The following is a 19666-nucleotide window of genomic DNA, read 5'->3' on the forward strand; positions in this document are numbered from 1 at the left end:
GGCAACGTTGTTGTTATCAGCGAACGTCAGCCAGCAATTGGCGCAGCGTATCGAAGCCTTTTTTGGCGTACACATAACTGGGCGCAACCGCAGGATCCTGCTCGGCCTCGACCACCAGCCAGCCGTGATAATCGGCCTGGCGCAACACGCGCAGCAGTGCGGCAAAGTCGATATCGCCATCGCCGGGCACGGTAAAAGTGCCGTTGATGATGCAGTCCGGAAAACTCCACAGGTTGTTGCGCGCCAGTTGCACCACCGCCTTGCGCACATCCTTGAAGTGCACATGGCAGACGCGCTCGATGTGCTTGCCCAGCACCACCAGTGGGTCGCCGCCGCCCATGTAGCAATGGCCCGAGTCGAACAGCAGGCCGACTTCGCTGCCGGTCAGCGCCATCAGTGTGTCGATGTCGGCCGGCGACTCGACGTAGGCGCCCATGTGATGGTGATACGCCAGGCGCACGCCACGCGACAGGGTGAAACGCGCAAGCTCGGTCAGCTTGTCGGCGTATTCGCGCCAGGCAGCGTCGGTGTGAAAGCGCGGGCGTTCGACCAGCGGAATGCGCTGGCCTTGAATCGAATCGGCGACTTCGCCATAGACCATTACCGTAGCGCCGTTTTGCGCAAGGATGTCTAGGTGCGGGCCGATGGCTTCGATTTCTTCGGCCACCGAACGCCGCGCCAGCTGGCTTGAATACCAGCCCGACACCAGCGCCAGGCCATAAGGGCGCAATACATCGCCCACGCCCTTGGCGTCCTTGGGAAACTTGCCGTTGAGCTCAAAACCTTCGTAGCCGATTTGCTGGCCTTCGCTTAAAGCAGTGGCCAGCGGCGTCTCGCCGCCCAGGGCCGGCAAGTCGTCGTTGCTCCAGGAAATCGGGTTGATGCCAATGCGAATGGAGGTATCGGAAACAGACATGGCTGTACCTTTTTATTGTCGTTATCGCTGAATCAGTGAAATCGTGTGTCAGGCGCGGCTGGCGCGCCAGGACTCGATCAATCCGCTGAAAATGTCCTGTACCTGAGCAATCAGGCCCTCGTCGTCGATCTCGCCGTTGAGCCAGGCGCGGCTCGGTTCGCGGAAGATCGTGCGGCCCACGGCAAAGCCCTGACAGGTGCGACTGTTGCGCGCCTGGGCAAAGCCTTCGGCCAGTGCCTGCACCGGCGCATTGAGGCCCAGCAGCACCACGCCACGGCAATACGGGTCGCGTTCCTGAATCAACTCGTCGAGCTGGCGCCAGACCTCGGCGTCCTGCGCTTCGATCTTCCACCACGCCGGGTAAATGCCCAGGTTGTAGAGACGCTTCAAGGCACGGTACATGACGTCGGGATGGGTGGACGGGTGGTCTTTGGGCGGGATGATTTCCAGCAGCAGTTCATGACCGCTGGCTTTGGATGCCTCGTACAAGCCCTTGATCTGTGCTTCCTGCTCCAGACGCAACAGTGGCTCGTCGTCGGGGTGGTACTGCACCAGGCACTTGATGATCTGCTCGGCCGGCCAGTTGACCAGGTTGCTACCAATCGAACGGCCATGCTCGAAAGCCAGCGGCCGCGAGCCCTGCACTTCGACCGGACGCGCCACCCACCAGCCACGACCGGTGGCGGCATTCAGCGCATCCTGACCGAAACGCTGATCGGCCAGTAGCCCGACATCGGCCTCGATACCGCGTTTGGCCAAATCGTCTTCGACCCTGGCAACGGCTTTAATGAACAGTTGCTTGAGGTACGGGATGCTGCTCAGTTCACGGCCAGCCTGTTGCGCCAGCTCGACCAGTTGCCCGCGATGATCGAAGGCAAAGATGAACAGTTGCTTCCATTGTTTACGCGGCACGCTGACCTGATGCAGGCGTTGCAGGGCCACGTCCTGATCGGGACGGGTGATCGGCACCGGGCTGTTGAACAGGTAATCGAGTTCGGCAGGCGTTGGCATCGCCGGTGCGCAGGCATGTCGCGACACGACCAGTCCGCCACAGGCGTTGGCCAGCTGGCAGCAGCGCTCGTCATCGGCTTCTTTCAGCCAGCCGCTGAGAAAGCCGGACATGAATGCATCGCCGGCGCCCAGCACATTGAGCACTTCAACACGCACACCGGGATAAATCGCACCGTCTTCCAGGCGTTCCGGGATGGCGCCATGAATCACCGTGCAGCCTTGCGGGCCGAGCTTGACCACCAGTGTTGCGGCGCTCAGCTCACGCACTTTGCGCAATGCACTCAGCAGGTCGGTGCTGCCACCGGCAATCAGAAATTCTTCTTCGGTGCCGACGATCAGGTCGAAGCGCGGCAGGATGCGTTGAACATGCTGGCTGACCTTCTGGTCGGCGACAAAGCGCGTTTCGCCATCGGCCTTGCCGGCCAGGCCCCAGAGTACCGGCCGGTAATCGATGTCGAGCACGCGGCGTACGTTGTGCTTTTCGGCATAGTCGAGCGCCTGGCTGCTGGCGCGGAACACTTGTTCGGTAGAGAAGTGCGTGCCGGTGATCAGCAAGGACTTGCTGGAGGCGATCAACTGTTCATCGATGTCCTCGGCGCGCAGCGCCATGTCGGCGCAGTTCTCGCGATAGAACACCAGCGGGAAGGTTTCGCGGTCCTTGAGGCCCAGCAGCACCATGGCGGTCAGGCGTTCGGGGTCCCGGCGAATGCCACTGACATCGCAGCCTTCACGAGCCAGCGACTCGACCAGAAAGCGGCCCATGTGATCATCACCGACGCGGCTGAGCATGGCCGACTTCAAGCCGAGCCGCGCGGTGCCGAACGCGATGTTGGCGGACGAGCCGCCGAGGTATTTGGCGAAACTGGAAACGTCTTCAAGGCGTGCGCCGACCTGCTGCGCATAGAGATCGACGCCCAAGCGTCCGAGGCATATCAGATCCAACTGACGCCCATTGGCAAAGCGAGTCTGGCCCATGGTGGCTCCTGTTATTTTTATCAGCCTGCATCACGCACAGCGGCGGCGCGAAATGTTCTTGGTGCCTGAAGACTAAAACGTCTCGGCGCACCAATCAATATTTATTCTATAATTTTTTCTATTGGAAAATTTATTCCACAAAAGCACCAAGCTGCCCCGCTCGCCAACAAGCTGGGTTAAAGTGGCCCACGGCCTTGAGTGCCATAGAAGAACAAGCAAAAAGGATTGAAGTCATGTCCAGCATCGAGCAGCCGTCCCAACCCGACACCGCCGCTGCCGCACCGATCAGCGCCGAAGAGCTGTTGCGCATGATCACCGAGCAGTACGAAGAATTGCCGCGCCAGCTCAAGCGCATTGCCAGCTACATGAGCCAGCAGAGCGGGCGAATCATGGTCGACCGCATCAGCGACATCGCCCGCGAATGCGAGGTGCATCCGTCGGCCATCGTGCGGTTTTCGCAGCGTTTTGGTTTCAGCGGCTTCAGCGAAATGCAGGCGCTGTTTCGCGACGCCTACACGCACAAGACCACGCCGGTACAGAACTACCAGCAGCGTATTCGCAGCATGATTGCCGACAAGGCGCACAAGGCTGGCGCCGGCGACCTGGCCCGTGAATGCGTGAATGCGACCCTCTCGGGCCTGGAGCGTCTTAGCGACGACCTTGACGATGAAGCCTTCGAGAAGGCCGTGGATCTGGTGGTCAACGCCGAAAATATCTATGTGGTCGGCGTGCGCCGCTCGTTCGCGGTGGCCGACTACCTGGTCTACAACCTGCAGCACACCAACAAGCGCATTCACTTGATTTCCGGGCTTGGCGGCGGCTATCGCGAGCAGATGCGCAGCATTCGCTCCACCGACCTGCTGATCGCCATCAGCTTTACCCCGTACGGCAAGGAAACCCAGCATTGCCTGCGCATCGCCCAGCACAATCAGGCCAAGACCCTGATCGTCACCGACAGCAACCTGTCGCCGCTGGCCAAGCGCGCCAATTCGGTGTTGCTGGTCAATGAAGGCAGCTCGTTCGCGTTTCGCTCGCTGAGTGCCACCTTGTGCCTGTGCCAGGCGCTGTTTATCGCCGTGGCGTATCGACTGGAATTGAAAGTCGACGAAATTCACGAACAGGTCGATCTGGAAGACTGAAGCGCCGCTGGCCACTACTTGATAACCCGCCTCAAAGGCCCGTGTGGCAAGGCCTTGAGGCGCATTCGCATTCCGTCTGTTTTATTCGAATGCGGTGTACAAAAATTCAAGATGCCATCTATAGTGCCATCATTGCATAGGACAGCATGTGTGTTCATCCAGACCCCTCGGGCGCCCCAAGTCTGGACCAGGCACGCACAAGACATGGACCGGAATTTCGTGCCATCTCCTTGTGAGCTACCGCCATGTTTTTCAAATCCAATCAGAAAGCCCTCGCCGCCCTCCAGCAAATCATCGACCAGCAAGCCTGCCAGCTTGAAGCCATCAACCGCTCGATGGCCAGTATCGAGTTCGACCTGAACGGCACCGTGCTCGATGCCAACGAAAACTTTCTCAAGGCCATGGGGTATCGCCGCGAAGACATCCTCGGCAAACACCACCGTATGTTCTGCACCCCCGAAGACGTGCGCAGCCCCGATTACGACAAGCTCTGGGCGCGGTTGCGTGCCGGTGACTTCGTCAGCTCGACCTTTCACCGGGTCAGCCGCGAAGGCAAGACCGTCTGGCTTGAGGCCAGCTATAACCCGGTTCGCGACAATACCGGCAAAGTGCTGAAAGTCGTCAAATATGCCGCCGATGTCACCGCCAGGATCGAGGCCGACAACGAAGCGCGCAACAAACTCATGGCCATCGACAGGGCCATGGCAGTGATCGAATTCGACCTTGAAGGCAAGATTCTGCGCGCCAACGCCAATCTGACCCAGACCATGGGCTACAGCGAAGCCGAACTGGTGGGCAAGAACCACCGGATGCTGTGCCCCTCGGATGTGGCTGACAGCAGCGAATATGCCGATTTCTGGCGCCGCTTGAACAAAGGCGAATTCTTCAGCGGCCAGTTCAAGCGTATGGGCCGCAATGGCCAGACCCGCTGGCTGGAAGCCAACTACAACCCGGTGTACGACGCCAACGGCAAGCTGTACCGCATCGTCAAGTTCGCCTCCGACATCACCTCACGCATCGAGCAGCACGAGCGCGACGCCAGCAGTGCGGCGCAGGCTTATCACATCTCGGTCGAGACCCGTAAAGTCACCGAACACGGCACCGAGGTGATTCAGCAAGCCGCCAGTGAAATGCGCCAGATCTCGATGAATATCGAAGACTCTTCACGCATCGTCGCGCAACTGGGCGCGCGTTCGGAGCAGATCACCGCCATCGTCAATACCATTCGCAGCATTGCCGACCAGACCAACTTGCTGGCCCTCAATGCCGCCATCGAAGCGGCCCGCGCAGGCGATCAGGGTCGCGGCTTTGCGGTGGTGGCCGATGAAGTGCGGCAACTGGCCGGACGCACCAGCCGCTCGACAGCGGAAATCTCAGAGATGATTGGCATGATCCAGACCGAAACCCGCCAGGCCATCGACAGCATGGACAACACCCGCAGTAATGCGATCAAAGGTGTGGACCTGGCCGACCAGGCGGGCTCGGTGATCGTGCAGATCAGCGAAGGGACCAATCACGCAGTGGATGCCGTGAAGATGTTTGCCCGCCTGGCGCACTGATCAGCCCGACGATTTCTGACTGTTTTTCGCATTGATGCTCTTGGCGCTTTTTTCCAGCACCAGATACACCAGCACCGCGAGCATCAGCGGCAACAGGAAATAAATCGCCCGGTAACCGATCAGTGCAGCGAGCAAGGTGCCTTTGGAAAACTGGTGCGCCATCAAGGTGATAAACACGGTTTCGAGCACGCCCAGGCCGGCCGGAATGTGAGTAATGACGCCCGCGATACTGCTGATCAGCAAGACGCCAAGCACCGTCGGGTAAAAGGCGTTTTCCGGCAACAGGGTAAAAATCACCAGCGCCATCAACGACCAGTTCAGTGCGCCGAGACTGGCCTGCATCAATGCCTGCCCCAGCGAAGGTAAAACCAGTTCCTGGCCACGAATGGTCCATGAACGGCGCGTGGAAAACTGGCAGGCCGCCAGGTAAGCCGCACACATCAGCAACAAGCCAGCACCGATCATTTGCAGCGTGGTGCTGCCGATCGACCACTGCGCAGGCAGCTTCACAAAGCCACTGGCAAACACAAATCCGGCCAGCAGCATATAGCCCAGCCAGTTGGTGATCAGGCTCAGGCTGAGAATCCGCGTGATGGTCGGCACATCCAGCCCCAGCCGTGAGTACAGCCGGTAGCGCAAGGCGATGCCACCCACCCAGGAACTGAGGTTGAGGTTGAAGGCATAGCAGACAAAGGTCACCGGAATGATCTGCGCGACGCTCAATTTATGCCGGGTGTAAAAGCGCGCCAGAATGTCGAAGCCGCAATAGGTCAGGTAACTGGCCGCCGCCACCAGCCCGGCCATCGCCAGGGTGCTGGCCTTGTACGACTGCAAGGCTTTCTTGACCTCTTGCCAGTCAATGTTCTTGACCAGCATGAATAACAGCACCGGCACGGCAATAAAGAAGAACAGCTTGAACAGCCGTTTGGCCCATACCCAACCGGGTGATGCAGGCTTGGAATCTTGCGCAGCGCTGGCCTGGCTCATAGCGGTTTCTCCTGGCTTGGCAGCTCTTGAATCGCCGCCTGTTGCTCCTTGATGACCGATGCCTCCGGCATGATGTCTGCCGCCCGCAAGGGTTTGAGGCGCATGCCGTGCACCGGAAACAGCCCGGCAATGGCCGGAAAATGACGCAAAAAGTGAAAGCACAGAAAGATCATCGGTGCCCGCCACCATTGCCCGCGTGCAGCCCCCTTGAGGGTGATCGGCACGCTGTGGGCAGCGGCCAGGTCGCGCAGGTGGTCATGTAAATGCTGATTGAGCGCGGCATCGCGAATGAACAGGTTGGCTTCCAGGTTCAACGCCAGGCTCAGCGGGTCCAGGTTGCTGGAGCCCACGGTGGACCATTCATTGTCGATCAGCGCGACCTTGCCGTGCAGGGCGCGCTGTTTGTATTCATGAATCACCACGCCGTCGCGCAGCAGGTAGGTATAGGTCAGGCGCGAGCAAACCCGCACGAACGGCATGTCCGGCTTGCCCTGCAAAATCAGGGTGACCTTGACCCCACGTCGCGATGCGTTGCGCAATGCACGCAGGAAGCGATAGCTGGGGAAGAAATAGGCGTTGGCCAGCGTGATGCGCGATGTGGCCTGATTGATCGCCTTGAGGTATTGCTCTTCGATGTCGGTGGTGTGTTCGCGGTTATCGCGCTCGGCGAGCAGCATTCGCGCGGTCCCTGCCGGTTCCAGCACCAGCGGTACTGGCGTGAGCTTTTTGCGCACCGCCGGGCTGAGCATCTGCAAGGCGCTACGGTGGATATCGGCGATGATCGGCCCCCGCACCCGCACGGCGTAATCCTGCTTGGCGGTCAAACCGGTGTCGGTCATGTGATCGACGCTGTAGTTGATGCCACCGATAAACGCTTGCTCGCCGTCAATCACCACGACCTTGCGATGCAGGCGCCGGAACAGATTGGTGCGCATGCCCATCAAGCGCGGTTGCGGGTCGAACAGCTGGATCTGGATACCGGCGTCGATCATCTGTTTGACGAACACCGAACTCAAATCGCAGGTGCCGTAGTCATCGACAGTGACCACCACTTGCGCACCGTTTTGCGCGGCCTGAATCAGCGCCTGTTGCAGCCCTTCGCCAATCCGGTCCTCGAAGATGATGAAGGTCTCGACCAGCACTTGTTTACGCGCGCCGCGCATGGCCTCGAACACCGTGCTGTAAAAGTCTTCGCCGTTGATCAACAACTCCACCGAGTTGCCGTCACACCACTGAGCTTGATTCATAAAGCCACCTCCACCGCCAACGGTGCATGATCGGACAGATGTGACCAGGGCCGGTTACTCAGCACTTGAGGTCTGTGGGTTGTGGCGTTGGCCACGTAAATACGGTCCAGCCGCAGTAACGGCCAGCGTGCCGGGAAGCTTTTGGCGGGCGCCCCGAGGTGCCGTACGAACACCTCGTGCAGGCCAGTGCCCTCAAGCAATGCATCGGCGCGCTGGCGCCAGTCGTTGAAATCACCGCCCACGATCACAGGCTCCCCTTCGGGCAGGCGCCTGACCAGTTGCGCCAACAAACCGAGCTGCTCTTCACGATGTTTTTCGCGCAACCCAAGGTGCACGCAAATGGCGTGCACATGACCGCAGCCCGGTACATCGAGCACGCAATGCAACAAGCCGCGCTGTTCGGTGCCATGAATCGACACATCGAGGTTTTCATGGCGCACGATCGGGTATTTGGAGAGCAGCGCGTTGCCGTGATGACCGTGCGGGTACACCGCATTGCGCCCGTAGGCGAAGTCGGGCCACATGCTGTCAGCCATGAATTCGTACTGCGACAGCGTCGGCCAGCCCTTGACCCGGTCGGCGTGGTGCTGGTGTTCGCCGTGCACTTCCTGAAGAAACACCACGTCGGCCGACACGCTGTGCACCGCATCGCGCAACTCCGGCAAGATGAAGCGCCGATTGAGAAAGCCAAAGCCCATATGCATGTTCATGGTCAATACATTGATCGAAAGGGCCGACACCGGCTGCTGTGGGCCGACGGGCGTATTGGCTTGGGTCAAGAATGCGCACTCCTTCGTTGGACGCCACGTTGTTCACTGCATATGAAGCCTGCCAGCCGGGCAGGTTCCCTGCCTGACAAGCGATCGATACAGGCAACCATCGGGCATCGTGCGCTGAACTTTGTGCTGTACTTCAAGCTCTGTCACAAATAGGCAGGATCGCCTAAGGGACGCTCAGGCATGCGCCTTGCTTGCTATTAAGCAACGACACTTTTCATGGCGTTTTGCCGATCACAAGGACTTTGCCGTGGCTGAATTGCCTGTGGCTGAACTGCCAAAAAATCGCTATTCCCGCAAGGCTCGATGGCTGCACTGGCTCATGGCAGGCCTGGTAGTCCTGGCCTACTGCCTGATTCTCAGCCGTACGCAATTCAGCCGAGGCTCCGACTACCGGGTTCTGGTGGTTCAGGGGCATTACTGGACCGGCATTCTGCTGCTGGCCCTGGCGTTTTTTCGCGTGGCCGAACGTCGCCGTCATGCGCCGCCCGTCATTACCCCGCCGCTGCAAAGCGCCCTGCGGTTCGCCGCGACGTTGACCCACTACCTGATGTATGGCTTTTTGTTCGTTCAGCCGGTGCTGGGTGTATTGACCGTGATGGTCGAAAAAGGCGCGCTGCCAATCCTCTTTACCGACCTTTCCATTCCCTGGCCACTGCCGACCTCCGGGCGTACGGCGGAGTATTTCGAAGACCTGCACAAGCTGTTCGCTACGCTGTTTTACTACGTGGCCGGCCTGCATGTGGTCGCGGCGCTCTGGCATCATTTCATTCGCAAGGACGATACCCTCAAGCGAATGCTGTGACATACGTGGGAATTTTCGATACATAAACTCACAGGGCCAAAACTGCGGGCTATGATCTGCGTCTTTTTAGATTGCCCTCATGATTCAAGGACATTTCATGCGCCTGCGGTTGTTGACTGCCCTGATTGCCAGCTCCACGTTTGCCACCGGCGCTTACGCCAGCGGTGATGACTCCTGCTACCCAAGCTGGTCGATGCTCAAGGAAAGCCTGTCGATCTGCAGCAGCCTGGCGTTTCTCAGCCCCGGCAACGACAGCCAGGTCAACCTGCGCCTGTTGCTGGCCGACAAGGGCGCACTGGCCCTGAACCCGCAACCGCTGAACGCCACTGATCTTGAGCAAGGCTACGGCCCGGTGCCCTTCGCCGCTTCACGGCTCAATCCTGTGCCGACGCCTGTCGAGGCGACACAAGCCACCCGGCCCGATCCTTTGGCCGCGCCGCTTGCGCGCCTGGGCCTGGGCCGACCGGAAAACACCGCAGGCGCCGCCTTTCTCAATGGCGAGGGCAGCCGCTGCCGCAGCAACGATCAGGACAGCGCCGCGCTGTTCATCAATCAGGTACTGCAAAGCGCCGGCCTGACAGACGCCGAGCGCGAGTCACTGGCCGACACCCGTTTGCAAATGCTCGATGCCTGTAGCTGGGAACCTGACCAGCAGGAACGTCTGATTCCCGGCGCACTGGCGTCGCCGGCCGCTCAAGAGTTCACCCTTTATCTGTACGCCGCAGGCGACTTTTATAGCGGGCGCTTTGCGCAGGCGAGCAAACGCTTTGCCAGTCTCGCCAACAGCAATCAGCCGTGGCTGCAACAGACCGCTGCGTACATGAGCGCGCGCACTGCCTTGAATCATGTGCAGGAAACGGCGTTCAACGAATACAGCGAGCTTGACCGCAAGCGCGTCGACCCTGCTCTTTTGCAACAGGCCAAACAGGGTTTCGAGCACTACCTGGCCACCTGGCCCGATGGCCAGTACGCCGTCTCGGCCAAGGGACTGTTGCGGCGCGTGCACTGGCTGGGCGGCCATTACGACCTGTTGTCCGGCGATTTCGCCCGGCAGTTGGCGCAGCGGGATGAGCGCCAGCGCAACCTGAGCCTTGATGAGTTGATCAACGAAGTCGATCTCAAGCTATTGATGGTCAGTTCAGCACCGCTGCAAGACCCGATGCTGATGGCGGTCAGCGACCTGATGAGAATGCGCGATCACGCGACGGCACCACTGACCCCGGCCGATTTGCAGGCGCAACGTGCGGTATTCGCCGAGCAGCCGGATCTGTACGAGTACCTGCTGGCGGCCCACGCGCTGTACGTCCAGAACGATCCCGAACAGGCCCTCAAGCACCTGCCCGAAGCCACCACCTCCAGCGATCATCTCGATTACCTGAGCCTGAGCCGGCAGATTCTGCGCGGTCTGGCACTGCAAGCCCGGCAAGACTGGAAAGGCGCGCAGCAAACCTGGCTGAACATCCTGCCGCAGGCCCAGGCACCGCTGCAGCGTGAACAACTGGAACTGGCGCTGGCCATGAGTTTCGAGCGCGATGAGCAACTGGCCCGGGTATTTGCCGCCGATTCGCCGATTCAATCGCGGCAGGTGCGCAACATTCTGCTCAGCCATGTGGGCGATGCCGAACTGCTGCGCCAACAGGCCAGCAAGGGCCTGGATGCCAGCGAGCGCAATCTGGCGCTGTTCGTGCTGCTCTATAAAGACTTGATCCGCGGCCGCTACGCCGATTTCGCCGAAGACCTCAAGCGTCTACCCTCGCCATTGCCAGAGGAAAAACTCGGCTATGGCCTGGGCTATGTCTATGACGCCGGCCCGTCGCTGGCGCTGTTTCAGTGGCAAGGCGACAAGGCCGAGTCGGGCTACACCTGCCCGACCCTCGTGCAGACCGCCGCCGCGCTGCAAGCCGACGCCAAGAACCCGTCTGGACTCAATTGCCTGGGTGAATTCATCCTGCGTAACCGCCTGGACGGCATGCCGCTGGACCAGCGCCGTAATGCCGAGAGCCTGGGCGGCAGCGCACCGGGCTTCAGTGGACCGGTCTTTTCGCGGCTCGACGGTTACCGTCAGGTGATCGCCAACCCCAAGGCCGCCGCCAACGACAAAGCTTACGCGCTGTTTCGCGCCATCAACTGCTATGCCCCGGCCGGCTATAACAGCTGCGGCGGCCAGGAGGTAGAATCCTCCGTGCGCAAAGGCTGGTTCCGCCAACTGAAAAGCACCTACGCCACCAGCCAATGGGGCAAAACCCTGCAGTATTACTGGTGATGCGCTACTGGCTGATCTTGCTCGGCTTGCTGGCCGCGCTGCCTAGCCAGGCCGCCGTGGATGCCCGCGACTACGATGCGTTCTGGCTATGGGGCGGCGTCGCCTCACAGCCGGTGCTGGCACAAGCGCATACACTGTACGTGCTGCAAGGCCAGATCAGCCAGACACGCCGCGACCCGCAGGTGCGCTTCGTCGCCCAGGGTCCAGCCGTGGCGCGTCTGCCACAGGATCAACTCTGGGTGGTGTACCGCGCCCACACCCTGCGCTGGCCCGACACGGTGTATCGCCAGTTGTTCGCCCAGGTCGAACGCTGGCGCCAGGCCGGCAACCGGGTAATGGGCATCCAGATCGACTTCGACGCCCGCACCCGTTATCTGCACGAGTACGTGGGCTTTCTGCGTGACCTGCGCCAGCGCCTGCCCGCCCATTACCGCCTGAGCATCACCGGCCTGATGGACTGGAGCAGCAACGCCGACGCCAACACCATCGGCCAGCTCAAGGGCGTGATCGACGAAGTGGTGGTGCAAACCTACCAAGGCCGCCACAGCATCCCCGACTACGGCGCCTACCTGCCGCGCCTGAGCCGGCTGGGCCTGCCGTTCAAGGTCGGCTTGATCCAGGGTGGCGAATGGCAAGCCCCCGATTTTCTGCAAGACAGTCCAGGCTTTCAGGGCTATGTGGTGTTCCTGCAGAACCGTTGATCCCGAAAAAGCACTTTTTTGCTTAAGCGCATGAAAAATCTGAAAAAAAGATTTGCAATGAAAGGGGCCTTCGACTAAATTAGCGCGCCTCGGCAGACACAACATGTGACGCGAGATACGGTGAGATGTCCGAGTGGTTTAAGGAGCACGCCTGGAAAGTGTGTATACGAGAAATCGTATCGAGGGTTCGAATCCCTCTTTCACCGCCATATTGATGTAAAGCTAAAGCCCTGATTTTCCTAGAGAAAGTCGGGGCTTTTTCTTTTCTGGAAGGCTGTTTAGGACCGTTTTAGGACCAAAATCGGGTTTTCCAAGCCGGTGTATACCGCTGTTAACCGATGAAACTTCACGCCCTCCTTGGCGTTCTGCCAACCAAAACCTCCATCCCCAGTTCATCCCCAAGCAATATCGATAAATCTCCTGTCCTCAATGGACCAGGTCCAGAGCCCTACTGCCGATGCCTTCAGTTGCAGTTCACTGCCCAGAGCTGGTCAATACGGGTCGTGTAGCTCTGGCTCATCATCTCGCGCTTCATTGCCCAGTCCGGGTTAAGCGGCACACTGCCAGACCTGACGGTGCCCCGCCCCCATCGACTATTGATCTGGTCGACGACCTTCATCAACTGATCCATCTCTACGGACTGTCGCTGCGCAAACAGGTCTCCCGTGAACTCACCTGGCTGTCGCAGATCGAGCAGCATCACCTCGGCCTTGCTGTAGCGATAGCCTTCCCGAAAGATCCGGTCGACCGCCTGGCCAGACATCCGCGTCAGCAGCAGTGTGTCGTTGGTTGGGTAAGGCAGCTCCACCAGCGCACCTTGTGCGTACTTCGCTTCCTCCGGGTTGAACATGCCCGTGCGGATGCTGATGCGCATGCGCTTGCACACTGAGCCCTGTGCTCGCAGTTTTTCAGCAGCGCGCTGAACGTAGGTGGCCACCGCCTCTTTTATGGGCTCGATCTCGGTCAGGCGCCTGCCGAACATCCGGCTACTGCAGATCTCTTGTTTGGGCGGATCAGGCTCGCCCAGTTCCAGGCAAGCGGTACCGGCAAGCTCCCTGGCCGTCTTCTCGATCACCACGCTAAATTTCTTGCGCAGTGTCCACGGGTCGGCCTGTGCCAAGTGCTTGGCAGTTGTGATCCCCATTGTCGCCAGATGAGCTTTCATCCGCCGGCCAACGCCCCAGACCTCTGCCACGTCGGTGTTGCGCAGTACCCAGTCCCGGTTATGCGGGTCACAGATATCGACCACACCCCCCGTGTGAACCTGCAAGCGCTTGGCCGTGTGGTTCGCCAGTTTGGCCAGGGTCTTGGTCGGGCCGATACCAACGCCTACTGGAATTCGCGTGCAGCGCAGGATGTAGCTGCGCAGCTCACGGCCGAACTGCGTCAGGTTATCGCGCATGCCCGTCAGATCGGCAAAGGCCTCATCGATGCTGTACACCTCAAGGGCCGGCACCTTTGATTCGATGATCGACATCACGCGCTCGCTCATGTCGCCATAGAGCGCGTAGTTGCTTGAAAACGCGACGATGCCATGCCTGCGCAGTTTGTCTTTGATCTGAAAGTACGGCTCGCCCATTTTCACGAAGGGCTTTGCATCGTACGACCTGGCGATCACGCAGCCATCGTTGTTGCTCAGCACGACAATCGGGACCTTCGCCAGATCCGGCCGGAATGACCTTTCACAGCTCGCATAGAAGCAATTGCAGTCGATCAGCGCGAAGACCTGATCACTTGCCATGCGTGCGCACGCTGTACTTCACAACACCCATGATCGTCAGCTCGTCACTTTCAAGAATGTGTCGCGGCGGGTAGTGACTGTTTTCTGATTTCAGAATGACCGTTTCATTCTGCATGTACAGACGCTTGCATACAGGTTCGGTATTGAGTGAAGCGATGACGATGTCGTCGTGCTCTGCGTAGCAACTACAATCTACGACAGCCAGGTCACCATCGTAGATGCCGGCTCCTTGCATGCTGTCACCGTGAATCTTGACCAGATAGACATGAGGCGCTCGAACCTCAAACAGTTCGTCGAGCGAAATGTGCTTCTCAATATGGTCGGCAGCCGGGGATGGGAATCCCGCAGGAACCATAGAGCAGTACACCGGGAGCTTCACGCCCCCCTCTTCCAGCGGGCCAAGGATAGTGACGCTCATAATGTGAACCTTCGACATGTTATGGTGGATGGAAACAAACTGTATGCATATACAGTTAACTATCACACCCGGCTGCGGTCAATGTGGAATGTAGGAAATTTCGACAGGAGGCCTTTCATGTGCGGGCGCTACTCAATCTACGAAAGCATGGATCACTACCTCAGACAGCTTGAGCTTGAGCTGGTGGTGATCGATGGTTACGACCATGAACCGATCAACAGGTACAACGTCGCGCCAACGACGCGTGTTGAGTTGATCAGATCTGCCGATGGCGGAGTACGAGTCGACAAGGTGACATGGGGATGGGCGCCGCACTGGGCAAAAGGAAAGCGGCCGTATCCGATCAATGCTCGGGCTGACACGCTGCTTGAAGGGAAATTCTGGAAGGGATTGTGGCCGAACGGCAGAGCTTTGGCGCCAGCAAACGGCTGGTTCGAATGGGTAAAAGATCCGGACGACCCAAAGAAAAAACAGCCTTACTACATCACAAGCCAGGACGGTCAGCCGCTTTACTTCGCCGCCTTGGCGGAGGTGCAGACGGGTATTGAGCCGGACGAGCGCGACGGTTTTGTGATCGTCACTGCTGCGGCAGATCAGGGTCTGATCGACATTCACGACCGCAAGCCTCTGACACTGGCGCCCGAGCTTGCCCGTGAATGGCTGGATTTGGCCACACCGGCAGAGCGAGCAGCAGAGATTGTACGGTTCGGCTGCCGGCCGGCAGAGGATTTTCAGTGGCATCCAGTTGAAAAAGCTGTCGGCAACGTGCGGAACCAAGGCTCAACCCTTATTCAGCGCGTAGCAGTTAAAGGCTCAGAATAACTCTCCCGATAAGGCCGGCGCCCAGCGCCTCATCACCAGCCCACCACTCACGCACGCCTGTACATTCGGAGTGATTTTAGCCGCTAAAATTTTTGCAATCAGCTGAACCATAATCTCAGCGGTAGACAGAGCGCAATGCTTTTTCTATCCGCAGCCCAGATAACTATTATCTCGTATCATACTAGGATACATCCCGCAGACTAATACCCTTAGCAAACTACGCCCCCCCACCGAAGCCTACTATCATCCCATATCATCTCAGGATAGATAATTCTTATCGAGCAAGACTATCCCACAGAACGCAGACGGGCTTGCCTTTAGTAGGCAAATCCACTTAACCATTACCGGACAGTCATTGGTATCAATGCGCACTCGCTTACACAACGCATAATAGTTATGCCACTTGGTTAGCCTACGAGAGCCATAAGCTTACGTCACTGGGTAGCGTGGGAAGGCTGCAATAGTTACGTCGCTTGCTTAGCCTGCAAAGGCCGCATAGGTTACGCAGCATGCTTAGCCTGCAAAGGCCGCATAGGTTACGTCGGTTTGGTTAAGAGCTTTCCTCTACGCCATTTACGTGATCATTTTACCTTGCGGTTTTCTACGGCAGTTTTCCACAAGCATAATTGCTATGCTAATTCTGCTCTATTTTTAGCGCACGAAAAAAGTCCCTCGATAAAAATTGCCATTTCCCATCTTGGAATTCGACGCCAAAAAAAAGAACCCCCAATACGCCCCTAAGAAATGGCAGACACAAAACAACAGCAAAACTCTGCATAGGTAGAAACTGGGTATAATGCAGTTTGACTATTGACGAGTGCGCACCTCTCGTTATACCGTGCGCGACACAGGACAACAATCAATACTTAGGGAGACTTACCCACATATACCTATGCGTGTATTTTATGTGCCGGCAAAAGACAAAAAAGGTAGAAGAGTCCGACCCCTTCTACCCTTCCTGTTTATGCCGCGAGGACGTGCCCCTGATGACGCTCTGAGCTTCGTCTTTTGCGCATTCGTCACACAATTGCAGTCTGACGATAGCACAGAGGTCGAATGGCGCCAACTTTCAGGCAACCATAGATCGAGACTTCTATCATGATCGCGTTTTGGCTGACTGAGCTGATAATGAGGGTGGCAGTAGAGCTTATAGTTCGACTGTTGCAATTGCCCTTCGTGTAACAATAGCAGGGCCAAACGGCCCTGCTTTCCTCATCTCACTACAAACCAACGCCATCATAAGCCTGCTCACACGTCAGCCCCCTGCCCCGCCCTTGATCAGCATATTCCGCCAACTCTCCCGCTCGTTCATCAACGCGCTTGAGCACGTCGGCGAGCACCAGGACGGCGCGGGTAGCTGCCGCGCTTGCGGCGGCAGTGCAGGAATAGCCGCCGGTTTGACTGGCGAGACGGCGGGCAAGGTCGTCGGCGGTGTCCCGCAGGCTGCCAGCAGTAGCACGAGCGGCAGCAGCATCAGCCCGTGCCTGGTCGATGAGTTGTTGTCCATCCTGAATCGCCTTGTTGATTGATTGCTGTCGAGCCTGTTCTTTCTCACGCTCGCTCGCCTGAGCCAGCGCCCACGCTTGCTGATCGCCGGCATCCCGCGTGCTCCAGCGAGATTGCCACTCTGCTTTTTCGACGGTGCGGCCATGGACATAAGCCAGGTACAGGCCGCCACCGATCAGACCGAGGACCAGCAGCAAACCTGCAAGCATTGGCCAGAGTCGACCAGCGCCGGCGGTCATCAGCGCGCTCACGCCAGCACCTTGAGTGCTATGTCATACAGCGCCTTACGCTCGGCGGCACCATGCGGTACCCGTCCGATCTTGCCGGTGTTAATCAGGCTGCCGATGTCCTGAAAGCGGCCCGCGTCGGCCAACTCGTTCAACCCGGCTTGATACCACCACCAGGCCGAGGCCTGCGCGGCGTGTTCCGGTTGTTCCAGCAGCTCGGGTTCCTGCTCCAGGGGAAGCTCAAGCGCGGCACTGGCGGCGCGGTAGTTATCGCGCCCGGTGATCTGCAGCACCGCCCGCCCCCGAAAGCGCCAGCCGTCGCCGGGCTGGGTGTTGCCCATACGCGCCCCGTAAACCACATGCGCAATACGCTCCGGTTGGCGGGCACATTCCGCTGCCAATCTCACGTCGAACCGGGTTGGCCAGGTAGTCATCAATGCCTGGGCGCTGTAGTTCAGGTTTTCGACCAGGCGGCGCAAGTGGCCGGATTCGTGGCCACCCTGAGCAATAAACGCTGCGATGCGCAGGCGGTTATCGATCTTGAAGCGAGACATGGCCCGGTTGAGCGCAGGCACAAAGATGCCGGCGACAGGACGGGCGTTCGGCAGGATTTGCAGCAATTGCTGTTCAGTAATGGGCATATCGTTTTCACCGACCGTAAAAAAGCCCGCCAAGGCGGGCTGGATCTGTTTCAGGCTGCACCGGCCAATCAGGCTCGATCTGGGCGAGATCCACCCGACTGACCTCCACCACATACCGTTTCCATAGCTTCAACAGCTCCGCTTCTGCCTCCCGTTCCAACTCCAGGTCCACGGCATATTGCAACGGCGTGATCGCCGTATTGGCCTCGGCCATCAGCCGTTGCTGGACAGCGAAGTTACGTTCGATGATCTGCTCCGGCGTCGGAGGCGGGTAGACGACGACCGGTTCAACATCGGTCAAGGCTCCCTCCCAGAACCATTTCAGCGTGTCCTGCCGCAGCCATTCCCCCTCGGAAATATCGGCAATCGCCATCCCGTCCGCTGGGTCACCATAGTCACCGCCCGCCGTGTCCTGCCATTGCAGCACGCGGCCGTCTTGCTCCACATAAAGCACTCGCTTTGTCATGTCGTTCACCACCTGATGATCAGAAAACCCGGTGCACCATTGCCGCCGGGCGTACCGGGGCCTACCGCGCGATACGAGGCAGCACCGCCGCTGCCGGCAGAGCCGAATCCAAATCCGGGATTGCCTTCAATGGAGGCGCCGACGTTGTAGATGAAGCTGCGCACGGCGCCACCACCGCCGCCGAAGGGACCGCCCCCACCTGCGCCACTGACACCGCCCCAGCCATTCACCGGCCCCACTGAACCGTCAGATCCACTGCCGCCCCTCGGATACCCGGCCCCGCCGCGTCCGCCCCCTACGCCACTTGCCAATGCGCCGCCAGTTCCGCCTCTCAGGGTCAGCAGCGCACCGAATCCCGTACTCCCGCCGTTACTACCGGGCGTGGGCTGTCGGGCGTTGGGCGCGCCGGCCGCACCGCCTTGGCCAGCCATGCCGATGGTGACCTGGATGATTTGCCCAGCAGTGACCACGAAGGGCTGATCGATAACCGCCTCGCCTGCACCACCGCCACCACTGCACCCTGGCGCCATGCCTTCCGTCTCGTTGGCCAGGCCGCCGGCACCACCGCCACCACCCGCGCAGCCCGAGACATAAATAGTCGAAACACCCTCAGGCACCGTGAACGATCCGGTGCTGGTGAAGCGCTTGAAAGCCGTGATCAGGCGGATCTTCTTGATGGCCTTCAACACCTGGTCCTGAGTGCCTTTGGCCGGTGCGATGCCGGCAGCGGCCAGGATGCTCAGCAGTTCTTCCTGGATATCGTTAAGCCAGGGCGCCGTCACCACCGTGGCTTGCACACCGCCGACCGGATCGCCTTCGGTGAATCGGTTGTCGAGCGTGGCGCCGGGGCCGTCAATTCTGTGCATGCATCAGTCTCCGTAGGCGAACAGGGCAAAGGTGTGCGCCGGTTTCAATTGGTTGATCTTGCATTCGAGCGTGTCGTTGCCCCAGATTCGCAGGCGCTCGCCGGCCCCGGAGATGCCGGCGCGAAACGAGATGATCGAGGTCTGCGGTGCATGCACGCGCCAGGTGAAGCGCCACGGGCCATTGGTCAGTGCATCGCCGGCGCACGAGCGGCCGGCGCGAAAGGGCCGGAATTCTTCAATGGTGACGACGTAGCCCAAGGTTCTGGCCAGCTCGATGAAGTAGGCCGCTGACTGGCCGCCAGTGCTGGACAGCTTGGCCAGCAGCGCGTTTTTTCGGCCTTGCAGGGTTTCTTCCAGCTCGCCGGAGCATTTGTCCGGCAGCCCGGCCACCCGCTCCCAGTCGCTGAGCAGTTCGTTGGTGCTGGCCGGGTTGGCTTCAAGCGGCAGGGCTTCACCGCGACCATCGACGCGGGCCAGTTCGATCGACATGCCATCGAGCAGGTTGTGCAAGGTGGTGCCGGCGTCCCTTGGGAACGCCTGGCCGGGTGGCAGCAGCATTTTCAGCTGTTCCAGGTAATCAGCAGCGGTCGGCATGACGCC

17 protein-coding genes, 1 tRNA gene and 2 pseudogenes are annotated in these 19666 nt (G+C 59.4%); 8 read left to right on the forward strand and 12 right to left on the reverse strand.

Translation table 11 applies throughout. The annotated features are described in order from the left end of the window. Window positions 1-16: 16 nt before the first annotated feature. Window positions 17-916: a myo-inosose-2 dehydratase gene (gene iolE / locus ACYP2A_RS01475; RefSeq protein ID WP_459742095.1), complete on the reverse strand. Its 900-nt coding sequence runs from the start codon at window positions 914-916 to the stop codon at window positions 17-19. A 48-nt stretch (window positions 917-964) separates the two neighbouring features. Next, entirely contained in the window at window positions 965-2902 is a 1938-nt protein-coding gene (locus ACYP2A_RS01480) for a bifunctional 5-dehydro-2-deoxygluconokinase/5-dehydro-2-deoxyphosphogluconate aldolase (RefSeq protein ID WP_459742096.1), read from the reverse strand. Between the two features lie 233 nt (window positions 2903-3135). Between ACYP2A_RS01480 and ACYP2A_RS01485 the strand changes: the two genes are divergently transcribed. From ACYP2A_RS01485 to ACYP2A_RS01495, 3 genes and pseudogenes are all read left to right on the forward strand, one after another. Further along, window positions 3136-4041 carry a MurR/RpiR family transcriptional regulator gene (locus ACYP2A_RS01485; protein WP_459742098.1) on the forward strand — a complete coding sequence of 302 codons (906 nt, stop codon included), beginning with the start codon at window positions 3136-3138 and terminating at the stop codon, window positions 4039-4041. Window positions 4042-4376: 335 nt separating this feature from the next. Further along, a pseudogene (locus tag ACYP2A_RS01490) lies at window positions 4377-5060 on the forward strand (PAS domain-containing protein); the annotation flags it as partial. A gap of 108 nt (window positions 5061-5168) precedes the next feature. Beyond that, window positions 5169-5600: pseudogene (locus tag ACYP2A_RS01495) on the forward strand (methyl-accepting chemotaxis protein); the annotation flags it as partial. Here the strand turns inward: ACYP2A_RS01495 and ACYP2A_RS01500 are convergent. From ACYP2A_RS01500 to ACYP2A_RS01510, 3 genes are read right to left on the reverse strand one after another with little or no spacing between them, the layout of a single operon-like run. Further along, entirely contained in the window at window positions 5601-6587 is a 987-nt protein-coding gene (locus tag ACYP2A_RS01500) for a lysylphosphatidylglycerol synthase domain-containing protein (protein ID WP_459742100.1), read from the reverse strand. Then, entirely contained in the window at window positions 6584-7834 is a 1251-nt protein-coding gene (gene clsB / locus ACYP2A_RS01505) for a cardiolipin synthase ClsB (protein ID WP_459742102.1), read from the reverse strand. Before clsB ends, ACYP2A_RS01500 begins: the two co-directional genes overlap by 4 nt. After that, window positions 7831-8613: an endonuclease/exonuclease/phosphatase family protein gene (locus tag ACYP2A_RS01510; RefSeq protein WP_459742103.1), complete on the reverse strand. Its 783-nt coding sequence runs from the start codon at window positions 8611-8613 to the stop codon at window positions 7831-7833. Before ACYP2A_RS01510 ends, clsB begins: the two co-directional genes overlap by 4 nt. 262 nt (window positions 8614-8875) lie before the next feature. Between ACYP2A_RS01510 and ACYP2A_RS01515 the strand changes: the two genes are divergently transcribed. The 4 genes from ACYP2A_RS01515 (at window position 8876) to ACYP2A_RS01530 (ending at window position 12588) form a co-directional block, all read left to right on the forward strand. Continuing rightward, window positions 8876-9415 carry a cytochrome b gene (locus ACYP2A_RS01515; RefSeq protein ID WP_459742206.1) on the forward strand — a complete coding sequence of 180 codons (540 nt, stop codon included), beginning with the start codon at window positions 8876-8878 and terminating at the stop codon, window positions 9413-9415. 97 nt (window positions 9416-9512) lie between these two features. Then, the gene (locus ACYP2A_RS01520) at window positions 9513-11678 is read left to right on the forward strand and encodes an outer membrane assembly lipoprotein YfiO (protein ID WP_459742105.1); all 2166 of its coding nucleotides are present in this window, start codon (window positions 9513-9515) and stop codon (window positions 11676-11678) included. Next, the gene (locus ACYP2A_RS01525; protein WP_459742208.1) at window positions 11678-12379 is read left to right on the forward strand and encodes a DUF3142 domain-containing protein; all 702 of its coding nucleotides are present in this window, start codon (window positions 11678-11680) and stop codon (window positions 12377-12379) included. The genes ACYP2A_RS01520 and ACYP2A_RS01525 overlap by 1 nt, the downstream gene beginning before the upstream one ends. A 119-nt stretch (window positions 12380-12498) precedes the next feature. Next, window positions 12499-12588 (forward strand) — tRNA-Ser (locus tag ACYP2A_RS01530). 254 nt (window positions 12589-12842) lie between these two features. Here the strand turns inward: ACYP2A_RS01530 and ACYP2A_RS01535 are convergent. Together ACYP2A_RS01535 and ACYP2A_RS01540 are read right to left on the reverse strand one after the other, a co-directional pair. Further along, on the reverse strand, window positions 12843-14120 hold the full coding sequence (locus ACYP2A_RS01535; RefSeq protein ID WP_459742108.1) for a Y-family DNA polymerase: 1278 nt from the start codon (window positions 14118-14120) through the stop codon (window positions 12843-12845). Further along, window positions 14110-14538 carry a LexA family protein gene (locus tag ACYP2A_RS01540; protein WP_459742110.1) on the reverse strand — a complete coding sequence of 143 codons (429 nt, stop codon included), beginning with the start codon at window positions 14536-14538 and terminating at the stop codon, window positions 14110-14112. The genes ACYP2A_RS01535 and ACYP2A_RS01540 overlap by 11 nt, the downstream gene beginning before the upstream one ends. Window positions 14539-14655: 117 nt before the next feature. On the opposite strand from ACYP2A_RS01540, the gene ACYP2A_RS01545 reads away from it, so the two are divergent. Continuing rightward, window positions 14656-15360 carry an SOS response-associated peptidase family protein gene (locus tag ACYP2A_RS01545; RefSeq protein WP_459742112.1) on the forward strand — a complete coding sequence of 235 codons (705 nt, stop codon included), beginning with the start codon at window positions 14656-14658 and terminating at the stop codon, window positions 15358-15360. A gap of 1220 nt (window positions 15361-16580) precedes the next feature. Here the strand turns inward: ACYP2A_RS01545 and ACYP2A_RS01550 are convergent. Genes ACYP2A_RS01550 through ACYP2A_RS01570 form a run of 5 tightly spaced genes read right to left on the reverse strand, consistent with a single transcriptional unit; the run spans window position 16581 to window position 19660 of the window. Next, entirely contained in the window at window positions 16581-17117 is a 537-nt protein-coding gene (locus ACYP2A_RS01550; RefSeq protein ID WP_459742114.1) for a DUF2514 family protein, read from the reverse strand. Beyond that, the gene (locus tag ACYP2A_RS01555) at window positions 17114-17734 is read right to left on the reverse strand and encodes a glycoside hydrolase family 19 protein (protein ID WP_459742116.1); all 621 of its coding nucleotides are present in this window, start codon (window positions 17732-17734) and stop codon (window positions 17114-17116) included. The genes ACYP2A_RS01550 and ACYP2A_RS01555 overlap by 4 nt, the downstream gene beginning before the upstream one ends. Window positions 17735-17741: 7 nt before the next feature. Beyond that, window positions 17742-18200: a tail fiber assembly protein gene (locus tag ACYP2A_RS01560; RefSeq protein WP_459742117.1), complete on the reverse strand. Its 459-nt coding sequence runs from the start codon at window positions 18198-18200 to the stop codon at window positions 17742-17744. Between the two features lie 5 nt (window positions 18201-18205). After that, the gene (locus tag ACYP2A_RS01565; RefSeq protein WP_459742119.1) at window positions 18206-19066 is read right to left on the reverse strand and encodes a glycine-rich domain-containing protein; all 861 of its coding nucleotides are present in this window, start codon (window positions 19064-19066) and stop codon (window positions 18206-18208) included. 3 nt (window positions 19067-19069) lie between these two features. Then, window positions 19070-19660 (reverse strand): YmfQ family protein, encoded by a 591-nt coding sequence (locus tag ACYP2A_RS01570; RefSeq protein ID WP_459742121.1) that lies wholly within the window; start codon window positions 19658-19660, stop codon window positions 19070-19072. Window positions 19661-19666 lie beyond the last annotated feature (6 nt).

Source organism: Pseudomonas sp. 3A(2025) (genome assembly GCF_054589175.1).

Coding starts and splice junctions, on each gene's coding strand:
- iolE (WP_459742095.1), bottom strand. CDS start 916: ATGTCTGTTTCCGATACCTCCATTCGCATTGGCATCAACCCGATTTCC.
- ACYP2A_RS01480 (WP_459742096.1), bottom strand. CDS start 2,902: ATGGGCCAGACTCGCTTTGCCAATGGGCGTCAGTTGGATCTGATATGC.
- ACYP2A_RS01485 (WP_459742098.1), top strand. CDS start 3,136: ATGTCCAGCATCGAGCAGCCGTCCCAACCCGACACCGCCGCTGCCGCA.
- ACYP2A_RS01500 (WP_459742100.1), bottom strand. CDS start 6,587: ATGAGCCAGGCCAGCGCTGCGCAAGATTCCAAGCCTGCATCACCCGGT.
- clsB (WP_459742102.1), bottom strand. CDS start 7,834: ATGAATCAAGCTCAGTGGTGTGACGGCAACTCGGTGGAGTTGTTGATC.
- ACYP2A_RS01520 (WP_459742105.1), top strand. CDS start 9,513: ATGCGCCTGCGGTTGTTGACTGCCCTGATTGCCAGCTCCACGTTTGCC.
- ACYP2A_RS01525 (WP_459742208.1), top strand. CDS start 11,678: ATGCGCTACTGGCTGATCTTGCTCGGCTTGCTGGCCGCGCTGCCTAGC.
- ACYP2A_RS01535 (WP_459742108.1), bottom strand. CDS start 14,120: ATGGCAAGTGATCAGGTCTTCGCGCTGATCGACTGCAATTGCTTCTAT.
- ACYP2A_RS01540 (WP_459742110.1), bottom strand. CDS start 14,538: ATGAGCGTCACTATCCTTGGCCCGCTGGAAGAGGGGGGCGTGAAGCTC.
- ACYP2A_RS01545 (WP_459742112.1), top strand. CDS start 14,656: ATGTGCGGGCGCTACTCAATCTACGAAAGCATGGATCACTACCTCAGA.
- ACYP2A_RS01555 (WP_459742116.1), bottom strand. CDS start 17,734: ATGCCCATTACTGAACAGCAATTGCTGCAAATCCTGCCGAACGCCCGT.
- ACYP2A_RS01560 (WP_459742117.1), bottom strand. CDS start 18,200: ATGACAAAGCGAGTGCTTTATGTGGAGCAAGACGGCCGCGTGCTGCAA.
- ACYP2A_RS01565 (WP_459742119.1), bottom strand. CDS start 19,066: ATGCACAGAATTGACGGCCCCGGCGCCACGCTCGACAACCGATTCACC.
- ACYP2A_RS01570 (WP_459742121.1), bottom strand. CDS start 19,660: ATGCCGACCGCTGCTGATTACCTGGAACAGCTGAAAATGCTGCTGCCA.